Raw genomic sequence first — 19,843 nt, 5'->3', positions numbered from 1 at the left:
TGCTTGACGCATTTATTAAAGTCGATAACTTTAATTTATCTCAAGGAGGGGTGGAGAATTGAATACGGCGGTTTTTCCCAGACGCGAATGGATTTCGGCGCAGGCATCCTATGCCACGCAGGCCGACGAACTCGTCGCCATGGTCGACAGGCTCGATGGTCAGTTCCGTCAGTCGCGTCTTGAGAGACCGTCACGTGTTTCCGTCGTCGGCATCGGTGCAAGCCATGCGGCCGCCGCCACCGCCGTATATGAAATGCGCCGCCATGGACTGGATGCTCATCGTTTTCTCCCAAGCGAGCTTCCGGCAGGACTGTCGGGCCATAACGGCCTGACAGTCCTGATTTCCCAGAGCGGTCGGAGCGCCGAGGTTGTCGACCTCGTGCGCCAAGGCACCGGCGCCGATCAGGTCGCCATCACCAATTACACCCCCTCCCCGCTCGGCGCGCTGTGCGGCCGGGAAATCAATCTCGGCAATCTTTCCGACAGTTCCGTCTCCTTCGTCAGTTTCACCGGCACGATACTGGCGCTGGCCATGTTGCTCGACCAATGGACGGACCGGAACCGGACCGAACACTGGAAGCAACAGATCACGCTCGCCGCCGAAACGGCTGATCGCCTCGATGCGAAAATCCGCAGCATGGCGGAAATGCTTCTTTATTCGGCGAGCATCGATATCGTCGCACCTGCCCCTCTGATGTCGGTCGCCGAAGAAGGCGTGCTGATGCTGCGTGAAGGGCCAAGACTGTTTGCGACGGCGATGGAGACGCGGCAATACCTTCATGGACCCATGGATGCCGCCGGTCCGGGCGCACATTTGCTGTTTGGCGGAAACCGCGAAGAACAACTTGTTTCGCAGCTTTCCGAGCGGACGAAACGCCTTGCCCTCGTGACCGATGCGAACACGGTTGCGGATGCGAAGCACGGCCATCAACTGGTTCTTCCATTCGACCTGAGCGATGCCCTGCCCTTTGCGATCGCCTCCACTTTTATTGCCCAGAAACTGACGCTTCACGCTGCAGACATTCGCGGCTTCGACATTAACGAGCCGGCGTTTCAGCGCGTCGACACCAAAACTGACAGTTTGACGAATATATAATGAACGATTTTCAAACCCCTCTGCTGGTTGGCATCGATGCCGGTGGCTCCAAGATGCATATCCAGATCGCTTCGGCGCTGGATGGCCAGGTGTTGGCCGACGAGGTTCAGCCGAATACCGGCTGGGCCAATCTGGACGATGCAACGCGCGCCGATACTCTGCTATCGGTCGTGCAGGCATCGACCGCAGCCCACGGGCAACCTGTCGTGATCGTGGCCGGCGTGCATGGCAATGACAGTCCCGAACAGGAATCCGTCTTGCGCGCTCCGCTCGCAGCCCATTATCCGATTGTGCGCATTCTCAACGATTCCAACCTGCTGATCCTTGCCTATGGAAAATCCACAGGCACCGGCGTGATTGCCGGCACGGGATCGTCTGCGACGGCCACCATTGGCGATACGGCATTGACCGTTGGCGGCTGGGGTTGGGTGCTTGGAGACGAAGGTGGCGCGGTCGGCATCGTCCGTGATGCCGCAAAACAGGTTCTGGACGCCTATGACAAGGGTGAACAGGATCCGCTACGCGAAGACCTTCTTGCCCATTTCGGCGTTGATCACCCGCATGGCCTGACCCACGCATTCTCGACCATCGATCCGCGCATCTGGTCGCAAGCCGCACATCTGGTGTTCGAGGCCGCTGAACGCGGCTCGGCGCGTGCCCAAAAAATCATTGACGATCATGCGCTGGCACTTGCCGAACTCGTCGCGCTTTTGCAGCGGCGCGGCGGCGACGTCGAAACGGTCGTTTGCGCCGGCGGCGTCATCACCGGCCAACCTGCGCTTTTCAACGCGTTCACCAGAGAAGTCCGCCGCCTGCTCGGCGCTTCGACGGAAACCGCGCTTCTGACCGATCCACCGGTCAGAGGTGCGCTTAATCTTGCCAGACATATCCACATAACATCGCAATCGGGAACTACGAGATCCGATCGGCCTGTGGCAGATCGCATTTCAATCTGAACGGAGGAAATTTCATGCAACATTTCAGCTCGAAGCTGCTGACCGGCGTCGCCTTCGCCATCGCGCTTTCCACGGCATCGGACACCATGGCGGCAACGCCCAAAAACCAGCTGGTGATCGGCACTTCGCTGGCGCAGGTCCTGTCGGTCGATCCGCAGCAGGGCACGGAAGCCAAGACGCAGGAAATTCTGGCGGCCACCTATGACCGTCTTGTCTATTCCGATGACGCCGACGGCAACACCATCAAGCCGCAGCTGGCCGAGCGTTGGGAAGTCGATGAGAAGGGTGTCACCTTCCACCTTCGCGATGCAGAATTCGCCTCTGGCAATCCGGTCACGGCAAACGATGTCGTCTTCTCGCTTACCCGTCTTCTGAAGCTGAACCAGTCCGCATCGCAGTATCTGAAGAGTGCCGGTTACACCGCCGACAACATCGAGACGCTCGCCAAGGCGGTCGATGACAAGACCTTCCGCATCGAACTGACCGACCGCGTGATTGCCGAAGACCTGATCTACCGTCTCGCCATGGGCGTTTCGAGCGTGGTCGACAGCGTGGAAGTGCAGAAACACGTCAACAACAACGATTACGGCAACGAGTGGCTACGCACCAACACCGCCGGCTCCGGCCCGTTCGTGCTGCGCCGCTGGGTTCCGAACGAGACCGTCATTCTCGAAGCCAACAAGTCCTATTGGGGCAAGGCACCGACCATGACGCGCGTCATCATGCGTCACGTGCCGGAAAGCCAGACCGCCCGCCTGATGCTGGAACGCGGCGATATCGACATCGCCAACGCGCTGAGCGCGCCCGACGTCAAATCCTTCATGACCAACACGAAGTTCAAGATCGAGCAGATCAAGATCGGCGGCTTCTTCGTTCTCGCCATGAATGCCGGCAAGGAGCCGCTTTCCAACCCGCAGGTTCGTGAAGCGATCGCTTACGGCATCGATTACAAGGGTATCGCCGACACCATTCTCGGCCCCTATGGCCGCCAGCGCAACGTGCCGGTACCGGAAGACTGGAAGGGCGCGATCGCCAACCCGGATTATTCGCTGCAGCCGGAAAAGGCCAAGGAAATGCTGGCCAAGGCTGGCTACCCGGACGGTTTCTCGCTGACGCTGAAGACGATCGCCCAGGCGCCACGCGTTGACATCGCCACCGCTCTTCAGGCAAACCTTGCTCAGATCGGCATCAAGGTCGAGATCAAGCAGGGCAATGGCGCCGATATCGTCGCTTCGCACCGCGCCCGCGATTTCGATCTGCTTCTGCCGCAGGCGACTGCCGTCATGCCGAACGCTCTCGGCTCGATGAACGATTTCGTGACCAACCCGGACAACCGTCTGGAAGCCAAGAATGCCGGCAATTTCGTCTGGCGTTCGGCCTGGGACATCCCGGAACTGAACGATCTGCGCAACAAGGCCAATAGCGAGCGTGACGAAGCCAAGCGCGCCGACATGATCAAGCAGCTGCAGGAAATGTTCATCGCCCAGAAGCCTGCCGTTCTGCCGATGTTCGAATCCTTCACGCCGATCGTTCTCAACGCCGGCGTTGAGGGCTACGCCACGAACCTCTGGTCGCTCAACCGACTGGAAAACGTAACCAAGACTGACGCGAAGTAAGCGAGACGGCCGGTCATGAAGGAATTTACCCTTTTGGAAGTCGCGCGGCGGCTCGGACAGCTGGTGGTCAGCCTGTTCGCACTGCTTGTCGTGACCTTCGTGATCGGCCGGGTTCTCCCGACCGATCCGGTCGGTGCTATTGTCGGCGAGCTGGCGGACCCTGCCGCATTCGAAGCGATGCGGCAGAAGCTCGGTCTCGATCTGCCGATTTACCAGCAGTTCTGGATCTATCTGACATCGCTGCTGCAAGGCGATCTTGGAACGGCGATCCTGACCGGCAATCCGGTCACCCAGGATCTGGCACAGGCCTTTCCGGCCACGCTGGAACTGGCGACGCTTGCCGTCATCATCTCGACGGTCATCGGCGTACCGCTCGGCATGGTCGCCGCCTTCTACCGCGATACCTGGATCGACCAGTTCGCCCGCGTCATTTCGCTGGTCGGACACTCCATCCCGGTCTTCTGGTTCGGCGTCGTCGGCCTCGTCATCTTTTACGCGGGCCTTGCCTGGGTTGGCGGACCGGGCCGTGTCGATACCTATCTCGATGGCCTCATCGAGCCGCAGACCGGCCTGCTTCTGGTCGATAGCCTGCTGGTCGGTGATACGGAAACCTTCTGGAACGCCGTCCACCACATCATACTGCCGGCCTGTATCCTTGCCTATTCGGCGATGGCCTACATCACCCGCATGACCCGCAGTTTCACGCTCGAGCAGCTGAACCAGGATTACGTGACGGCCGCCCGCGCCAAGGGCGCATCGAGTGGCCGTATCGTTGTCGGTCATCTTCTGCCCAATATCGCCGTGCAGCTCGTTACCGTGCTGGCGATATCCTACGGTACCCTGCTGGAAGGCGCCGTTGTCACGGAAATCGTCTTCTCCTGGCCCGGCATCGGCCAATACATGACCAATGCCCTGATGATTGGCGACATGAACGCCATCCTTGCCGGCACCCTCATCATCGGCGCCATCTTCATGGCCCTGAACTTCATTTCGGATCTGGCCTATCTGGTTCTCGATCCCCGTACCCGCGAGGTGACGCAATGAGCGCGCAACATCTCCCCGCCGACACCGTTACCCGCCCGCGTTCGGCGATCCTGTCGGCACTTGCGCCGATCTGGGAAAAGCTGTCACGCGAGCCGGTCGGTCTTTGCGGTTTCTTCGTCCTGTTCGTACTGGTCGTCTTCGCGGTCTTCGCACCGCTGATCGCGCCCTACGATCCGGCCGTGCAGAACCTGCAGGCCGCCTTCTTAGCCCCAAGCTGGTCGCATCTGGCCGGGACCGACGAATTCGGTCGCGACATCTTTTCTCGTCTGGTCTATGGCGCGCGTATCACCATCACGACGATCATGTCGGTCACGCTGATCGTCGGCCCGATCGGGCTGATCGTCGGCGTGGTATCCGGCTTTGTTGGCGGACGCACGGATGCGATCCTGATGCGCTTCACCGATATTGTCCTGTCCTTCCCGTCGCTGATCCTGGCGCTGGCCTTTGCGGCAGCGCTCGGCGCTGGTCTCGGCACGGCCGTCATCGCGATTTCACTCACAAGCTGGCCGGCGATTGCCCGTCTTGCTCGAGCAGAAGCGCTGATTGTGCGTAATACCGATTATGTGCAGGCGGCCCGGCTTTATGGTGCGTCACCGATGCGCCTGCTCTTTCTCTATATCGCGCCAATGTGCATTCCCTCCGTGGTCGTGCGCCTGACGCTGAACATGGCCGGCATCATTCTCACCGCCGCGTCGCTCGGTTTCCTCGGCCTTGGTGCCCAGCCGCCGGCACCGGAATGGGGCGCGATGATTTCGAGCGGACGCAAGTTCATGCTGGATCACTGGTGGGTAGCGGTCATGCCGGGCCTTGCCATCCTGATCACCAGCCTTGCCTTCAACCTTGTCGGCGATACGCTGCGCGACCTTCTGGATCCCCGCCATGCACGCTCCTGAACAAGACACCATTCTTTCGGTCAAAAACCTGTCGGTGCATTTTGGCCGCTATGCGAAACCCGCCGTCGATGGCGTCAGCTTCGACCTGAAGGCCGAACGTCTCGGCATCGTCGGAGAAAGCGGCTCGGGCAAATCGACGCTCGGCCGCGCCGTGATGCGGCTTCTGCCGCCGATCGGCCGTGTCACAGCGGACACGCTGACCTTTGACGGCATGAATGTTCTGGCAGCAAAAGAAAAACAGATGCGCTCGCTGCGTGGCAACAGCATGGCGTTGATCATGCAGGATCCGCGTTATTCACTGAACCCGGTCCTGCCGATCGGCAAACAGGTGGCGGAAGCGGCGATCCTGCATCTCAACGTCGGCAAGACCGAAGCCTACAAGATGGCGGCGACCATGCTGGAACGCGTGCGCATTGCCGATATCGAACGCACGATGAAGCTCTATCCGCACCAGATTTCCGGCGGCATGGGCCAGCGCGTGATGATCGCCATGATGCTGCTGGCCAAGCCGCGCATGGTCATCGCCGACGAGCCTACCTCGGCACTCGACGTGTCGGTGCGCGGCGACGTGCTGAAACTGCTCGATGAACTGGTGCGCGAAAACAATGCCGGCCTGATGCTGATCAGCCACGACATCCGCATGGTTGCCGCATTCTGCGAGCGCATCATGGTCATGTACAAGGGGCGGGTCGTGGAAACGCTGACCAGCCTCGAAGAGGCAAAACACCCGTATACGCGCGGCCTGATCGCCGCCATGCCGGACCTGAAGGCACCGGTGCGACGTCTCAAAACCCTCGACAGAAACGCCATTGATGCGGTGGAGGTGCGCCCATGATCGACGTTCAGGATCTCTCGGTTTCCTTCGGCAGCGGCGCTTCCGCCAAGCAGGTCGTGAAAGGCGTGTCCTTTTCTGTCACCAAGGGGGAAACGCTCGGCATTGTCGGCGAATCCGGTTGCGGCAAATCGACGGTTCTGCGTTCGCTGGCCGGTCTCGACCGCCACTGGACGGGAAAAGTCAGTCTTTCCGGCACGGAAGTCGACAAGGTGCGGACCCGCGAACAGATGCTGCTGACGCAGATGGTGTTTCAGGACCCCTATGGTTCCATTCATCCGCGCCACCGCATCAGCCGCATTCTGGCCGAGCCGATCCGCGCCATGGATCGCGGCAAGGGCTGGGACATGGTTGCACCGGCACTGGAACAGGTCGGCCTGCCGACCGCTTTTGCCGACCGGTTTCCGCACCAGCTCTCCGGTGGCCAGCGCCAGCGTGTGGCGATTGCCCGTGCCTTGATGCTGGAGCCTGAAATCATCCTGCTCGACGAGCCGACCTCGGCGCTCGACGTTTCGGTTCAGGCGGAAGTGCTCAATCTTCTGGCCGACCTCAAGGAAGCGCGCAACCTGACCTATGTACTGGTCAGCCATGACCTGAGCGTGATCGCCCATATGTGCGACCGCGTTCTGGTGATGAAGGCCGGTGTCTTTGTCGATGAACTGACGAAGGACGACCTTTATCAGGGCCGCACCCATCACGATTATTCGCGCATGCTTTTCGAGGCGAGCGCTCTTTAAAAACAGCGGTTTCACCCCGGTGGAACCGCGCTCATTCAGATCGATAAAAATGACGAGGCCAATATGTATCTCGGAACACAGGTGGATGCCCGCGACGACGACGAGTTTCGCGTCTGGGCGCAGCTCGGCATCAAGAACGTCTGCGCCGACCCGCCGGGAAAACCGGCAAGCTGGACCTTCGACGATATTCTTCGCCAGCGCGAGAAGGTCGAAAGCTTTGGCCTGACGCTGGACATGATCCAGCTGCCGATGTCGTCGCGCCCGATCGAAGAGACGCCTTATCAGGACATCCTGCTCGGTGGCCCGGATCGCGATCGCCAGATCGACGCCGTCTGCACGATGATCGAGAACATCGCCAAGGCCGGCATTCCGGCGGCAAAATACAATCTCAACATCATCGGCATCCCGCGCACCGAGATGGAGCGTGGCCGTGGCGGTTCGCTCAACGAGGCATGGCGCTGGGACAAGGCCGATCATGATGCCGCACCGGGTCTTGCCGGCGTGCTGTCGGAAGATGAGAACTGGGAACGCATCGACTATTTCCTCGAGCGCGTCGTGCCGGTTGCCGAAAGCAACAAGGTGCGCCTCGCCTGCCACCCGCACGACCCCTATACGCCGCCGGGCTACAAGGGCGTCACCCGCGTTCTTGGTTCTGTCGAAGGCTTGAAGAAGTTCGTGCAGATGCGCGAAAACCCGTATCACGGCCTGAATTTCTGCCAGGGCTCGATCGGCGAAATGCTCGACAATCCGCGTGATGAAATCGACGACATCATCCGCTGGTTCGGCAGCCGCGAAAAAATCTTCAACGTCCATTACCGCAACATCCGCGGCGGCAAGCTTTCCTTCATGGAAACTTTCCCGGACGAAGGCGACATGGACATGATCCGCTCGCTGAAGATCTACAAGGAAGTCGGCTACAAATACATGATCATGCCCGATCACGTGCCGACCATTTCCGGCCGCGACCCGGTCGGCGTCGCCTTCAGCTTCTGCTACGGCTATATCGCAGCCCTTCTCGAAGCGATGGACAAGGGCCACATCTGATCATCGGGCAGCCGGTTCTTGCCGGCTGCAATTCCGCCTCCAAATTTTCAAAAGGTTTCAGTCTGATGGATAACAATCCTCGGATCGCGCCCGCGCGCGCCGCCAAGATCACCATTCTGCCGACGGCGGAAGAGGCAAGCCAGTTTGTCGCGGAACGGCTTGTCACACTGGTGCAGGCAAAGCCTGCCTGCCGGTTGGGGCTTGCAACCGGGCAGACACCCCGCCGTGTCTATGCGAAGCTGGTTGCGGCCGTACAGGAAGGAAAGGTTTCCTTCGCAGAAGTCGAGACCATCAATCTCGATGAATATTGCGGGCTTGGACAATCGCACCTGGATTCATTCGCAGCCTACATGCATCGCGAACTGTTTTCCGGCGCGGGTTTCGACCCATCGAAAATCAACCTGATCGACGGCGCTGCGGCGGATGAAACGGCCGAAGCCGCACGTTATGCCGCGCTCGTCCGCTCTCGTCCCGCTGACCTGCAGCTGCTCGGCATCGGCACCAATGGCCATATCGGCTTCAACGAACCGGGTTCGCCGGCGACAAGCCGCGTGCGGGTGGTTGAACTTTCGCAGGAAACGCTGGACGCAAACCAGCCGACATTGCTGGAACTCGATCGGGTTCCGAAGCACGCCATCACCATGGGCATTGCCGACATTCTCGACGCCCGCGAAATTGTCGTTCTGGCAACAGGGACAGCCAAGGCGGAGGCCATCCGAAAGAGCCTTTCCGGGCAGCAGGACGAAGCCTGTCCGGCCTCTCTTCTTGGTGCACATGGCAACGTACACTGGGTGCTGGATGAAGGTGCCGCAAAACTCCTATGATCGTGTGAGGAAACGCATTCGCGCTTCTGAACCACTCCTTCGGCAGCGCTTACCAAGTCATCTGTTCTTGAAGACGGCAGGCCGCTTCTCCACGAAAGCCGCCATGCCTTCCTTCTGGTCTTCAAGAGCGAACGTGGAATGAAACAACCGACGCTCAAAACGAAGGCCCTCTGCCAGGTCGACCTCGTCGGCGCGATTGACGGCTTCCTTCACCATCATGGCGGCGGGAAGTGACATGGAGGCGATCGTCTCGGCGGTCGTCATGGCATCGGCAAGCAGTTCGGCAGCCGGGACGACACGCGAGACAAGACCGGCACGTTCTGCCTCGGCTGCATCCATCATGCGGCCGGTCAGGCACATTTCCATTGCCTTTGCCCGGCCGATCAGCCTTGTCAGACGCTGGCTGCCACCCATTCCCGGCATCACGCCGAGCTTGATCTCCGGCTGTCCGAACCTCGCCGTATCGGCAGCGAGAATGAAATCACACATCATCGCCAACTCGCATCCGCCACCCAGCGCGAAACCCGCGACTGCGGCAATCGTCGGCTTGCGCAGCCGCGGCAGACGTTCCCAATCGGCAAACCAGTCAGCGCCGTACATGTCGATGAAGGAGCGATCCTGCATCTCCTTGATATCGGCACCAGCCGCGAATGCTTTTTCTGAACCGGTGATCACGATGCAGCCGATATCCGGATCTGTCTCGAATGCAGTGGCAGCATCAAGCACCTCCTGCGTCAGCTGGCGATTGATGGCATTGAGCGCTTTCGGGCGGTTGAGCGTGATCAGGCCGACCCGCCCTTTCTTTTCTGCGATGATTGTCTCGTAATGCATATTGGACATGGTCTCCGGTTCAGACGGACTGGTCTCGAACGTAATGGATGAACGATGAAAAATCTTCGCCGCCATGCCCAAGCTGATCGAACAGATCGTAGAGCTGCGTCGCATGCGCGCCAAGCGCCGTTGCCGTTCCTGTCGATTTCGCCGCCTCCTGCGAAAGCCGCATGTCCTTGAGCATCAATGCGGCGGCGAAACCCGGCTTGTAGTCCCTGTTGGCCGGCGATGTCGGAACGGGACCGGGAACCGGGCAATTGGTGCTGATCGACCAGCATTGACCTGACGACGTCGAGGCGACATCGAACAGGGCCTGATGCGAAAGCCCGAGCTTTTCACCGAGCACAAAGGCCTCGCAGACACCGGCCATGGTGATGCCAAGGATCATGTTGTTGCAGATTTTTGCGGCCTGTCCGGCACCGGCAGAACCACAATGGACAACCCGTCGACCCATCGCTTCCAATAGCGGCTGGCCTCGAGCCAATGCGTCCGCCTCACCGCCGACCATGAAGGTGAGCGTTGCAGCACCCGCCCCGGTCGTTCCACCCGACACCGGTGCATCGAGCGACAGGCAACCGGCCTCGCCTGCAAGCTCATGGACTTTGCGGGCACTGTCGACATCGATCGTCGAGCAGTCGATCATCAATGTGCCCTTGTCGATTGTCCTGACGAGATCGCGCCAGACGGACAGGACATGATGGCCGGCCGGCAGCATGGTGATCACCACCGGCGCGCCGGCAAGGGCGTGTTCAGCTGTATCGCAGAGAATGATCCCGTTGCCGATCGCGGCCTGCCGCGCGGGTTCGGCGAGATCAAAACCCCGGACCGTGAAACCAGCCTTGACGAGATTGGCAGCCATCGGGCCGCCCATATAGCCGAGGCCAATGAATGCGATCGTCTCAGACATGTCGGCTTTTCCTTTCCTCAAGAGCGAAGGGTGGCGCCGGATGCGGCGCGAAGAAGGGTGCAAGATCGGCATCCTTCACGTCGGAAAGTGCTGCGGGCGACCAGCGCGGTTTGCGATCCTTGTCGATCACGGCGGCACGAATGCCCTCATAAAAATCCGCAAGACCAAGAACAGCCATAGATCCGGAAAATTCCCGGTTGAGGCAATCTTCCAGGCTTTCGCTCTCTCTGGCCCGCCGCAACATGCGTAACGTGATCTTGAGCGAAGACGGGGACCGGGTCAAAAGCGTGGCATGCGTCTCGGCTGCGAAAGCGGATTTTTCCCGCGCGAGAGCCACCATAATATCCTCCACCGTGTCGAAGGCGAATGTGCGGTCGATCAACGGCTGATGTGCGGCCAACATACCGGCAGAGGGTGTCTGCGCCAGAGCGTGGATCACCGCAGAGACCGCATGAGCATCCGCTCCGGCGGGCAATGCTGACAGTTTTTCGCGTAAAATATCGATGCCGGCGAAAGGCACCATCACATCGGCAAACCCTGCATGGATGGCGTCGGCAGGACCGATAATGCTGCCCGTCAGGCCGAGATAGGTGCCGACCTCTCCGGGCGACCGCGACAGAAGAAAGGTGGCGCCGACATCCGGAAAAAAACCGATACCTGTTTCCGGCATGGCAAGGCGCAACCTGTCGGTGGCGATACGATGGCTGCCATGGGCGGAGATGCCGACGCCACCACCCATGGTGATCCCGTCGAGGATCGCGACATAGGGTTTTGGAAAACGGGCGATCCGCCCGTTCAGCCGGTATTCCTCCCGCCAGAAGGTCGCGGCATCCTCACTCCCCGACTTGCCGCTCTCATAGAGCATGCGGATGTCGCCACCGGCGCACAGGCCCCGCTCCCCCGCACCCTCGACCAAAACGGCGGCGATAGCCGGGTCCTTCTCGAAATCGTCAAGCGCCGCGTCGATCATGCGCACCATGGACAAGGTCAGTGCATTCAGTGCCTTCGGCCGATTGAGGATGATCCGTCCAAGCGCACCCGAGGTCTCGACAAGGATCTCGCTGGTGTCGGTCGTTGACATGAAGGCTTGCTCCTTGACGGTTACGATCGGGGACTTCCCTTAAGAGACATGGCGCTGCATCTGAATTTCTAAAGGTTGCGCGCGATCACCATGCGCTGCACGTCACTGGTGCCCTCGTAAATCTGGCAGATCCGCACATCCCGATAGATCCGCTCGACGGGGTAATCGCTCATATAGCCATAACCACCGTGGATCTGGATGGCATCCGAGCAGACGCGTTCGGCCATTTCCGAAGCGAACAGCTTGGCCATGGAGGCTTCCGAAAGGCACGGCATTCCGGCCTCCCGCAGCGCGCCGGCATGCCAGACGAGTTGCCGCGCGGCCTGGATCTGGGTCGCCATGTCCGCCAGGCGAAAGGCAACCGCCTGATGTTCGGCAATCGGCTTGCCAAAGGCCTTGCGCTCAAGCGCGTAATCGCGGGCGGCCTCGAACGCGGCCTGCGCCATGCCGACCGACTGCGCGGCGATGCCGATGCGCCCGCCCTCCAGATTGGCGAGCGCGATGCGATAACCCTCGCCCTCTTCGCCAAGCCTGAATTCGGCAGGGACCCGCATCGCGTTGAAGGCAATCTGGCAAGTATCCGAGGCATGAAGCCCGAGCTTTTCCTCGACGCGCACGACCTCGTAGCCGGGCGTATCGGTCGGCACGATGAAGGCGGTGATGCCTTTCTTGCCGGCGTCAGGATCGGTGACGGCGAAGACGATGATGACGTGACCATTCTTGCCCGAGGTAATGAACTGCTTGGCACCGTCGATGACATAGTGATCGCCGTCGCGTCTTGCGCGGGTTTTCAGGTTCGAGGCATCGGAGCCGGCCTGCGGCTCCGTCAGTGCGAAACCACCGATCCATTCCCCGCAGGCCAGTTTCGGCAGAAAACGCTGCCGCTGCTCTTCCGTCCCGAATTTGAGGATCGGTACGCAGCCGACCGAGCTGTGGACGCTCATGATCGTCGAACACGGGCCATCTCCGGCGGCGATCTCTTCAACCGCAACGGCATAGGCAAGCGCACCGGTATCGGACCCTCCATAGGTTTCCGGCACCAGCATGCCGAGAAGACCGAGTTCCCCCATTTCCTGCAATTCCTCGCGCGGAAAGCGGCGCTGTCGATCGCGTTCGGCTGCACCCGGTGCCAACCGTTCGCGGGCAAAGCTGCGCGCCATGTCGCGGATCTGCTGTTGAAGCTCCGTAAGGATCATGGGCGTCCTCCAATCAGGGCCGTTCGATGGCGATAGCCGTCGCCTCGCCGCCGCCAATGCACAATGCGGCAACGCCGCGTTTCAGATCATATCGTTCGAGCGCCGCAATCAGCGTCACCAGAATCCGCGCGCCGGAAGCGCCGATCGGATGGCCGAGCGCGCAGGCACCGCCATGGATGTTGACCTTGTCATGCGGCAGGTCGAGATCACGCATCGCGGCCATGGCGACGACGGCAAACGCCTCGTTGATTTCGAAAAGGTCGACATCGGAAAGCGGCAGGCCGGTGCGATCGGACAGTTTCTGCAGGGCGCCGATCGGCGCAGTGGCAAAGAGATTGGGCGCCTGTGCGTGTGTGGCATGCCCGAGGATCGTCGCGACAGGGGTCAGGCCGCGCCGTTCCGCTTGCGAACGCCGCATCAGCACCAGCGCCGCCGCACCATCGGAGATCGAGCTGGAATTGGCGGCCGTTACCGTGCCGCCTTCACGAAAGGCGGGTTTCAGCGTCGGGATCTTGTCAGGTCTCGCCCTGCCCGGCTGCTCGTCGCGACTTACGATATGCTCTGCCTTGCCGGACCCGGCCGTGACCGCAGTTATCTCACCATCAAACGCTCCGTCGGTTATCGCCTTTTGCGCCCGCATCAGGGACGTGACGGCATAAGCATCCTGCGCCTCGCGCGTGAACTGGTAGGCCTCGGCACAATCTTCCGCAAAACTGCCCATCAGCCGGCCCTTGTCATAGGCATCTTCAAGCCCGTCGAGAAACATGTGGTCGAGCATGCGCCCATGGCCCAGCCGATATCCGGCGCGCGCGCGATCGAGCAGATAGGGCGCATTGGTCATGCTCTCCATACCGCCCGCAATGGCGACAGATGCGCTTCCAGCGGCCAGCAGGTCGTGGGCGAACATGGTGGCCTTCATGCCTGAACCGCACATTTTGTTGACGGTCGTCGCACCAGCTGAGACCGGAAGGCCCGCATGGATCGCCGCCTGCCGCGCCGGTGCCTGCCCCTGCCCAGCCGACAGGACGCAACCGAACACGATCTCCTCGACCGCTTCGGCCGAAAGGCCGCTTCGGTGAAGCGCGGCGCGGATCGAGGCCGCGCCAAGCTCAGCGGCACTCACATCCTTCAGCTCGCCCTGAAAACCTCCGATCGGCGTTCGGGCAGAACCGACAATGACGACAGGATCCTGCAATCTCATCTCTCCTCCTTCCGCAATGTTCAGCGCGCGCCCATGCGTATGGCACCGTCGAGGCGGATGACCTCTCCGTTGAGCATGTTGTTTTCGAGTATGTGGCGGACAAGTGCTGCGAACTCGGCAGGTTTTCCGAGCCGCGGCGGAAACGGCACGCTGGCACCAAGCTTTTCCCGCACTTCCGCCGGCATGCCCGCCATCATCGGCGTTTCAAAGACACCTGGAGCGATCGACATGACGCGAATGCCGGAGCGCGCAAGTTCGCGGGCAATCGGCAAGGTCATCGCGGCGATGCCGCCCTTGGAAGCAGAATATGCGGCCTGCCCGATCTGGCCGTCGAAGGCAGCAACCGACGCGGTGTTGACGATCACGCCGCGTTCGCCTTCGGCATCAGGCGCGCCCAACTGGATGGCGGCAGCCGCAAGGCGGATCATGTTGAATGTTCCGACCAGATTGATGCTGATTGTCCGCTCAAAGCTTTCCAGCCCATGCGGCCCGTCCCGCCCGACGACCTTCTCTGCCGGGGCGACGCCCGCGCAATTGATCAATCCGCGCAGGCTACCAAAAGCTTGGGTCGCGACCACGATGGCGGCAGCGCCATCTTCTGCGCTCGTGACATCCGTGCGGACGAAAAGCACGTTTTCACCGAGCTCGGATAAAAGCGCTTCGCCGCCATCCCGATCAAGATCGGCGATCACGACACGACCGCCGGCCTCAACGATCGTCCGAACCGTCGCGGCCCCGAGGCCGGAGCAGCCGCCAGTGACGACGAAACAGGCATCCCGGATGAGCATAGGACTTCCTCCCTTGCGATCAGGCCTCCGCACCTGACCACGGGCAGGACTTTATTGCGTTTCAGTGTTGCAAACGATGACGAAACTGATCCATTCTTCCGGCCAGTTTTACCAGTTCCGAGGGAAAACATGGCCGAAATCGAACGTCTGATGATATCGACCGGCCTCGTCCAAGAAGCGCTCGACAGCCTGCGGCGGGCCGGGCGCCCAACCGAACCGCTTCTGTCCCGGCTCGGCCTGCCGCCGATTATCGACCAGCCGGTTTCAACGCAAACCTTTGGCCAGTTATGGCTCGCCATCGCCGAGGAACTGGATGACGAATGTTTCGGCCTCGGTGCCCGCCCGATGCAGCGCGGCAGCTTTACCCTGCTGTGCCATTGCGTGATGCATGCGCCAACGCTCGACCGGGCCCTAAGACGAGCGCTGCGTTTTCTCAATCTCGTTCTGGGCAATCCGACCGGACGCCTTCTGGTGCGTGACGGGATCGCCGAGATCGAACTGAGCGAAACCGGAAGACCGCGATCCGCCTTTGCCTATCGCAGCTACTGGATCATCCTGCATGGCCTGACCTGCTGGCTGGTGGGACGGCGCATCCCGATCAGGCTCGTCGATTTCCGCTGCAGCGAACCAAAACACAGCGCCGATCATCGCCTGTTTTTCGGCGCGCCCATCCGGTTTTCGCAGCCGGTCAGCCGTCTCGGCTTCGATGCCGCCATGCTCGCCTTGCCGATATCGCGCAACGAACAGGCTCTCAGGCAGTTTCTGAGGGGCGCCCCCGCGAACATATTGATCCGCTATCGATATGACGCAGGCACGGCGGCGGCCGTCCGACGCCGTCTCAGCCAGAAGGGTCCTGCCAATTGGAGCGGTTTTGCCGAGCTTGCCCGCGACATGCGCATGTCCTCTTCCACACTGCGCCACCGTCTGCACGACGAAGGTCAAAGTTATGCCGGCATCAAGGACGACATCCGCCGCGAGCTGGCACGTGACATGCTGACGGGCACGCAACAGACGGTGAGCGATATCGCCACCCTTCTCGGTTATTCGGAACCGAGCGCCTTCTATCGCGCCTTCAAGAAATGGATGGGCGTGAGCCCCGAGGCTTTTCGGAAAAGCCCGACATCCGCCTGAACCACTATGTCGCCACGGCCCCGGCCTGTGGCAAAACTGGCCGATTATTTCAAGGCAGTTTTGTCATGGCTTGCCATTTGCAAGACGAATACCATTCCCTCAATTGACCTGCTTCTGAGGAGAGGAGCAGGCTCAACGGGAGGAAATTGATGGTGGAATCCACACATCTGAGCCTGCACGTGCCCGAGCCAGCCGTGCGGCCGGGCGGTCAGCCCGATTTTTCCAACGTCAAGATTGCCAGGGCCGGCACCGTCCCCAGGCCGGAGGTGGATGCGGCGCCGGAAGACATTAGGGACCTCGCCTATTCGATCATCCGTGTCCTGAACCGTGACGGTGAGGCCGTCGGGCCATGGGCTGGCCTTCTGTCCGACGATGACCTGCTTTCCGGCCTGCGCAACATGATGAGACTGCGCGCCTTCGATACCCGGATGCTGATGGCACAGCGGCAGGGCAAGACATCATTCTACATGCAGCATCTGGGCGAGGAAGCGGTCAGCAGCGCCTTTCGCAAGGCCCTCCAGAAGGGCGACATGAATTTTCCGACCTATCGGCAGGCCGGTCTCCTCATCGCCGATGACTATCCAATGGTCGAGATGATGAACCAGATCTATTCCAACGAGGCAGACCCGTTGCGCGGCCGGCAATTGCCGATCATGTATTCCTCAAAGGACCATGGCTTTTTCACCATTTCCGGCAATCTCGCCACGCAATATGTGCAGGCAGTTGGCTGGGCCATGGCGTCTGCCATCAAGAATGACAGCCGCATCGCAGCTGCCTGGATCGGCGATGGCTCGACGGCAGAGTCGGACTTTCACTCGGCACTGGTTTTCGCCTCCACCTATCGGGCACCGGTGGTCTTGAATGTCGTCAACAATCAATGGGCTATTTCCACCTTTCAGGGCATTGCCCGCGGCGGCTCCGGCACGTTTGCAGCCCGTGGTCTGGGTTTCGGCATTCCAGCCCTCAGGGTCGATGGAAACGACTATCTTGCCGTTTATGCCGTCGCCCGCTGGGCGGCGGAGCGGGCACGGCGCAATCTGGGGCCGACCCTGATCGAATATGTCACCTACCGCGTCGGCGCGCATTCCACCTCGGACGATCCAAGCGCCTACCGGCCAAAGACGGAATCGGAAGCCTGGCCGCTCGGCGATCCGGTCCTGCGGCTGAAAAAGCACCTGATCGTCAGGGGCGCGTGGTCGGAAGAGCGACATGTGCAGGCAGAAGCCGAGATCATGGACGAGGTCATCTCGGCCCAGCGGCAGGCCGAGGAGCACGGTACGTTGCATGACGGCGGCAAGCCTTCCGTGCGCGACATATTTGAAGGCGTTTACGCCGAAATGCCGCCGCATCTGCGCCGCCAGCGCCAGAAGGCGGGGTACTGACATGCCCAGAATGACGATGATCGAGGCGGTGCGCAGCGCCATGGACGTTTCGATGGAACGCGACGATGATGTCGTCGTTTTTGGAGAAGATGTGGGGTATTTCGGCGGCGTGTTCCGCTGCACACAAGGGCTGCAGGCGAAATACGGAAAAACCCGCTGCTTCGACACGCCAATCAACGAATCCGGCATTGTCGGCGCGGCCATCGGCATGGCCGCCTATGGGCTGAAACCCTGCGTCGAGGTCCAGTTCGCGGATTACATGTATCCCGCTTATGACCAGTTGACGCAGGAAGCGGCCCGCATCCGTTATCGCTCCAACGGCGATTTCACCTGCCCGATCGTGGTGCGTATGCCGACAGGCGGCGGCATTTTTGGCGGCCAGACCCACAGCCAGAGCCCGGAAGCGCTGTTCACCCATGTCTGCGGATTGAAAGTCATCGTGCCTTCCAATCCCTATGATGCGAAAGGCCTGCTGACCGCCGCGATCGCCGACCCGGACCCGGTGATCTTTCTCGAGCCGAAGCGACTTTATAACGGCCCCTTCGATGGCCATCACGAACGCCCGGTAACGCCATGGTCAAAACATGCTCTCGGCGAGGTACCGGCGGATTATTACACGATCCCGATAGGCAAGGCCGAGATCCGCCGTTCAGGCTCCGCGGTGACCATCATCGCCTATGGCACGATGGTGCATGTAGCGTTGGCGGCCGCGGAGGATACGGGCATCGATGCCGAGGTGATCGATCTCAGGAGCCTGCTGCCGCTCGATCTCGAGACGATCGTGGCCTCGGTTTCCAGGACCGGGCGCTGCGTCGTTGTCCATGAAGCGACACTGACCTCCGGTTATGGCGCGGAGATCGTTTCGCTGATCCAGGAACATTGCTTCTACCACCTGGAAGCACCGATCATGCGCGTTGCCGGCTGGGACACACCATATCCGCATGCGCAGGAATGGGATTATTTTCCAGGCCCGGCGCGCGTCGGCCGCGCCCTGACCGAAGTCATGGAGGCCTGAGCCATGAGCGAGTTCACGATCAAGATGCCCGATGTCGGCGAAGGTGTCGCGGAAGCGGAAGTCGTCGAATGGCATGTGAAGATCGGCGATCCGGTGCGCGAGGATATGGTCGTCGCGGCTGTCATGACCGACAAGGCAACGGTCGAAATCCCTTCGCCCGTCGCCGGCACGGTGACCTGGCTTGGCGGCGAGATCGGCGACAGGGTCGCGGTCAAGGCCCCGCTGGTGCGGATCGAGACCTCTGCCGAGGTAGGCATGGCCGAGGGCAGCCCGGTCGCAGATGGCGCATCGTCTGCGGTCAAACCGGACGAAACCGCGCCGCCGACAGACGAACCTGCCAAGGCTAAACTCAAAGAGGGCGGCTCGCGAACAGCAAGCCCGGAAAAGCCAACTGAAAAGGCCATTGCCGCCCCTTCAGTTCGACTGTTCGCGCGCGATAACGGTGTCGACCTCCGTCAGGTACAGCCATCGGGGCCGGCGGGCCGTATTCTGCGGGAGGATGTGGAGCAGTTTCTGGCGCAGGGCGCGCCCAGCCCCGTGACACAACGCGGCCATGGCAAGAAGACCAAAACCGAGGAGATCAAGCTGACCGGCCTGCGCCGCCGCATCGCCGAAAAGATGGTGCTTTCCACCTCCCGCATTCCCCATATCACCTATGTCGAGGAAGTGGATGTTACGGCGCTGGATGAACTGCGCGCCACCATGAACAGGGACCGCAAATCCGATCACCCCAAACTCACCATTCTGCCCTTCCTGATGCAGGCTCTGGTCAAGGCGATCGGCGATCAACGCCATGTCAACGCCACCTTCGATGACGATGACAATATCATCACCGTTCACGAGGCGGTGCATATCGGCATTGCCACGCAGACGCCGGGTGGGCTTGCCGTACCCGTTATGCGCCATGCGGAAGCGCGCAACATCTGGGATTGTGCCACGGAAATGAACCGGCTGGCGGAGGCAACCCGCGCCGGCACCGCGACACGGGACGAGCTTTCCGGCTCGACCATCACCATCAGTTCTCTCGGCGCTCTGGGTGGCATCGTCTCGACGCCGGTCATCAACCACCCCGAAGTGGCCATCATCGGCGTCAACAAGATCGCCACCCGGCCGGTCTGGGACGGCACGCAATTCATCCCGCGCAAGATGATGAACCTGTCTTCGAGCTTCGATCATCGCATCATTGACGGATGGGATGCCGCGACCTTCGTCCAGCGCATTCGCACACTCCTCGAAACGCCCGCCCTCATATTCATCGAAGGCTGAGCC

At 60.9% G+C, this 19,843-nt stretch carries 19 protein-coding genes; 13 read left to right on the top strand and 6 right to left on the bottom strand.

What is annotated here, in order from left to right; genetic code table 11:
• Positions 1–58: 58 nt before the first annotated feature.
• The 9 genes from J2T09_RS04940 to J2T09_RS04900 all read left to right on the top strand — a co-directional run bounded on the left by J2T09_RS04940 (position 59) and on the right by J2T09_RS04900 (position 9,042).
• Entirely contained in the window at positions 59–1,096 is a 1,038-nt protein-coding gene (locus tag J2T09_RS04940; RefSeq protein WP_306831774.1) for an SIS domain-containing protein, read from the top strand.
• Positions 1,096–2,052 (top strand): N-acetylglucosamine kinase, encoded by a 957-nt coding sequence (locus J2T09_RS04935; RefSeq protein ID WP_306831771.1) that lies wholly within the window; start codon positions 1,096–1,098, stop codon positions 2,050–2,052. The genes J2T09_RS04940 and J2T09_RS04935 overlap by 1 nt, the downstream gene beginning before the upstream one ends.
• Before the next feature lie 14 nt (positions 2,053–2,066).
• On the top strand, positions 2,067–3,668 hold the full coding sequence (locus tag J2T09_RS04930; RefSeq protein WP_306831769.1) for an ABC transporter substrate-binding protein: 1,602 nt from the start codon (positions 2,067–2,069) through the stop codon (positions 3,666–3,668).
• Between the two features lie 15 nt (positions 3,669–3,683).
• Complete coding sequence (locus J2T09_RS04925) at positions 3,684–4,712, top strand: ABC transporter permease (protein WP_306831766.1); 1,029 nt, start codon at positions 3,684–3,686, stop codon at positions 4,710–4,712.
• The gene (locus J2T09_RS04920) at positions 4,709–5,605 is read left to right on the top strand and encodes an ABC transporter permease (protein WP_306831764.1); all 897 of its coding nucleotides are present in this window, start codon (positions 4,709–4,711) and stop codon (positions 5,603–5,605) included. Before J2T09_RS04925 ends, J2T09_RS04920 begins: the two co-directional genes overlap by 4 nt.
• Entirely contained in the window at positions 5,592–6,440 is an 849-nt protein-coding gene (locus J2T09_RS04915; protein WP_306831761.1) for an ABC transporter ATP-binding protein, read from the top strand. Before J2T09_RS04920 ends, J2T09_RS04915 begins: the two co-directional genes overlap by 14 nt.
• Positions 6,437–7,174, top strand: a complete 738-nt coding sequence (locus J2T09_RS04910; protein WP_306831758.1) for an ABC transporter ATP-binding protein — start codon at positions 6,437–6,439, stop codon at positions 7,172–7,174. The genes J2T09_RS04915 and J2T09_RS04910 overlap by 4 nt, the downstream gene beginning before the upstream one ends.
• A 63-nt stretch (positions 7,175–7,237) precedes the next feature.
• Positions 7,238–8,218, top strand: a complete 981-nt coding sequence (locus tag J2T09_RS04905; protein ID WP_306831756.1) for a mannonate dehydratase — start codon at positions 7,238–7,240, stop codon at positions 8,216–8,218.
• A gap of 65 nt (positions 8,219–8,283) precedes the next feature.
• The gene (locus J2T09_RS04900; protein WP_306831753.1) at positions 8,284–9,042 is read left to right on the top strand and encodes a glucosamine-6-phosphate deaminase; all 759 of its coding nucleotides are present in this window, start codon (positions 8,284–8,286) and stop codon (positions 9,040–9,042) included.
• Between the two features lie 57 nt (positions 9,043–9,099).
• On the opposite strand, the gene J2T09_RS04895 is transcribed toward J2T09_RS04900, so the two are convergent.
• From J2T09_RS04895 to J2T09_RS04870, 6 genes are all read right to left on the bottom strand, one after another.
• The gene (locus J2T09_RS04895; RefSeq protein WP_306832414.1) at positions 9,100–9,873 is read right to left on the bottom strand and encodes an enoyl-CoA hydratase; all 774 of its coding nucleotides are present in this window, start codon (positions 9,871–9,873) and stop codon (positions 9,100–9,102) included.
• A gap of 19 nt (positions 9,874–9,892) precedes the next feature.
• Positions 9,893–10,780, bottom strand: a complete 888-nt coding sequence (mmsB, locus tag J2T09_RS04890; protein WP_306831752.1) for a 3-hydroxyisobutyrate dehydrogenase — start codon at positions 10,778–10,780, stop codon at positions 9,893–9,895.
• Complete coding sequence (locus J2T09_RS04885) at positions 10,773–11,861, bottom strand: enoyl-CoA hydratase/isomerase family protein (RefSeq protein WP_306831749.1); 1,089 nt, start codon at positions 11,859–11,861, stop codon at positions 10,773–10,775. The genes mmsB and J2T09_RS04885 overlap by 8 nt, the downstream gene beginning before the upstream one ends.
• 68 nt (positions 11,862–11,929) lie before the next feature.
• Positions 11,930–13,057: an acyl-CoA dehydrogenase family protein gene (locus tag J2T09_RS04880; RefSeq protein ID WP_306831747.1), complete on the bottom strand. Its 1,128-nt coding sequence runs from the start codon at positions 13,055–13,057 to the stop codon at positions 11,930–11,932.
• A gap of 13 nt (positions 13,058–13,070) precedes the next feature.
• On the bottom strand, positions 13,071–14,258 hold the full coding sequence (locus J2T09_RS04875) for an acetyl-CoA C-acyltransferase (protein WP_306831746.1): 1,188 nt from the start codon (positions 14,256–14,258) through the stop codon (positions 13,071–13,073).
• A 20-nt stretch (positions 14,259–14,278) separates the two neighbouring features.
• Positions 14,279–15,046 carry a 3-hydroxyacyl-CoA dehydrogenase gene (locus J2T09_RS04870; RefSeq protein ID WP_306831744.1) on the bottom strand — a complete coding sequence of 256 codons (768 nt, stop codon included), beginning with the start codon at positions 15,044–15,046 and terminating at the stop codon, positions 14,279–14,281.
• A gap of 129 nt (positions 15,047–15,175) precedes the next feature.
• On the opposite strand from J2T09_RS04870, the gene J2T09_RS04865 reads away from it, so the two are divergent.
• From J2T09_RS04865 to J2T09_RS04850, 4 genes are all read left to right on the top strand, one after another.
• Positions 15,176–16,177, top strand: a complete 1,002-nt coding sequence (locus J2T09_RS04865) for an AraC family transcriptional regulator (protein WP_306831742.1) — start codon at positions 15,176–15,178, stop codon at positions 16,175–16,177.
• A 149-nt stretch (positions 16,178–16,326) separates the two neighbouring features.
• Positions 16,327–17,559 carry a 3-methyl-2-oxobutanoate dehydrogenase (2-methylpropanoyl-transferring) subunit alpha gene (locus J2T09_RS04860; protein WP_306831739.1) on the top strand — a complete coding sequence of 411 codons (1,233 nt, stop codon included), beginning with the start codon at positions 16,327–16,329 and terminating at the stop codon, positions 17,557–17,559.
• A 1-nt stretch (position 17,560) separates the two neighbouring features.
• Positions 17,561–18,574: an alpha-ketoacid dehydrogenase subunit beta gene (locus J2T09_RS04855; protein WP_306831738.1), complete on the top strand. Its 1,014-nt coding sequence runs from the start codon at positions 17,561–17,563 to the stop codon at positions 18,572–18,574.
• A gap of 3 nt (positions 18,575–18,577) precedes the next feature.
• Entirely contained in the window at positions 18,578–19,840 is a 1,263-nt protein-coding gene (locus J2T09_RS04850) for a dihydrolipoamide acetyltransferase family protein (protein WP_306831735.1), read from the top strand.
• Positions 19,841–19,843 lie beyond the last annotated feature (3 nt).

Source organism: Neorhizobium huautlense (genome assembly GCF_030811685.1).
Classification (GTDB): Bacteria; Pseudomonadota; Alphaproteobacteria; order Rhizobiales; family Rhizobiaceae; genus Neorhizobium; species Neorhizobium huautlense_A.
This window is presented reverse-complemented; position numbering and strand designations above follow the sequence as displayed.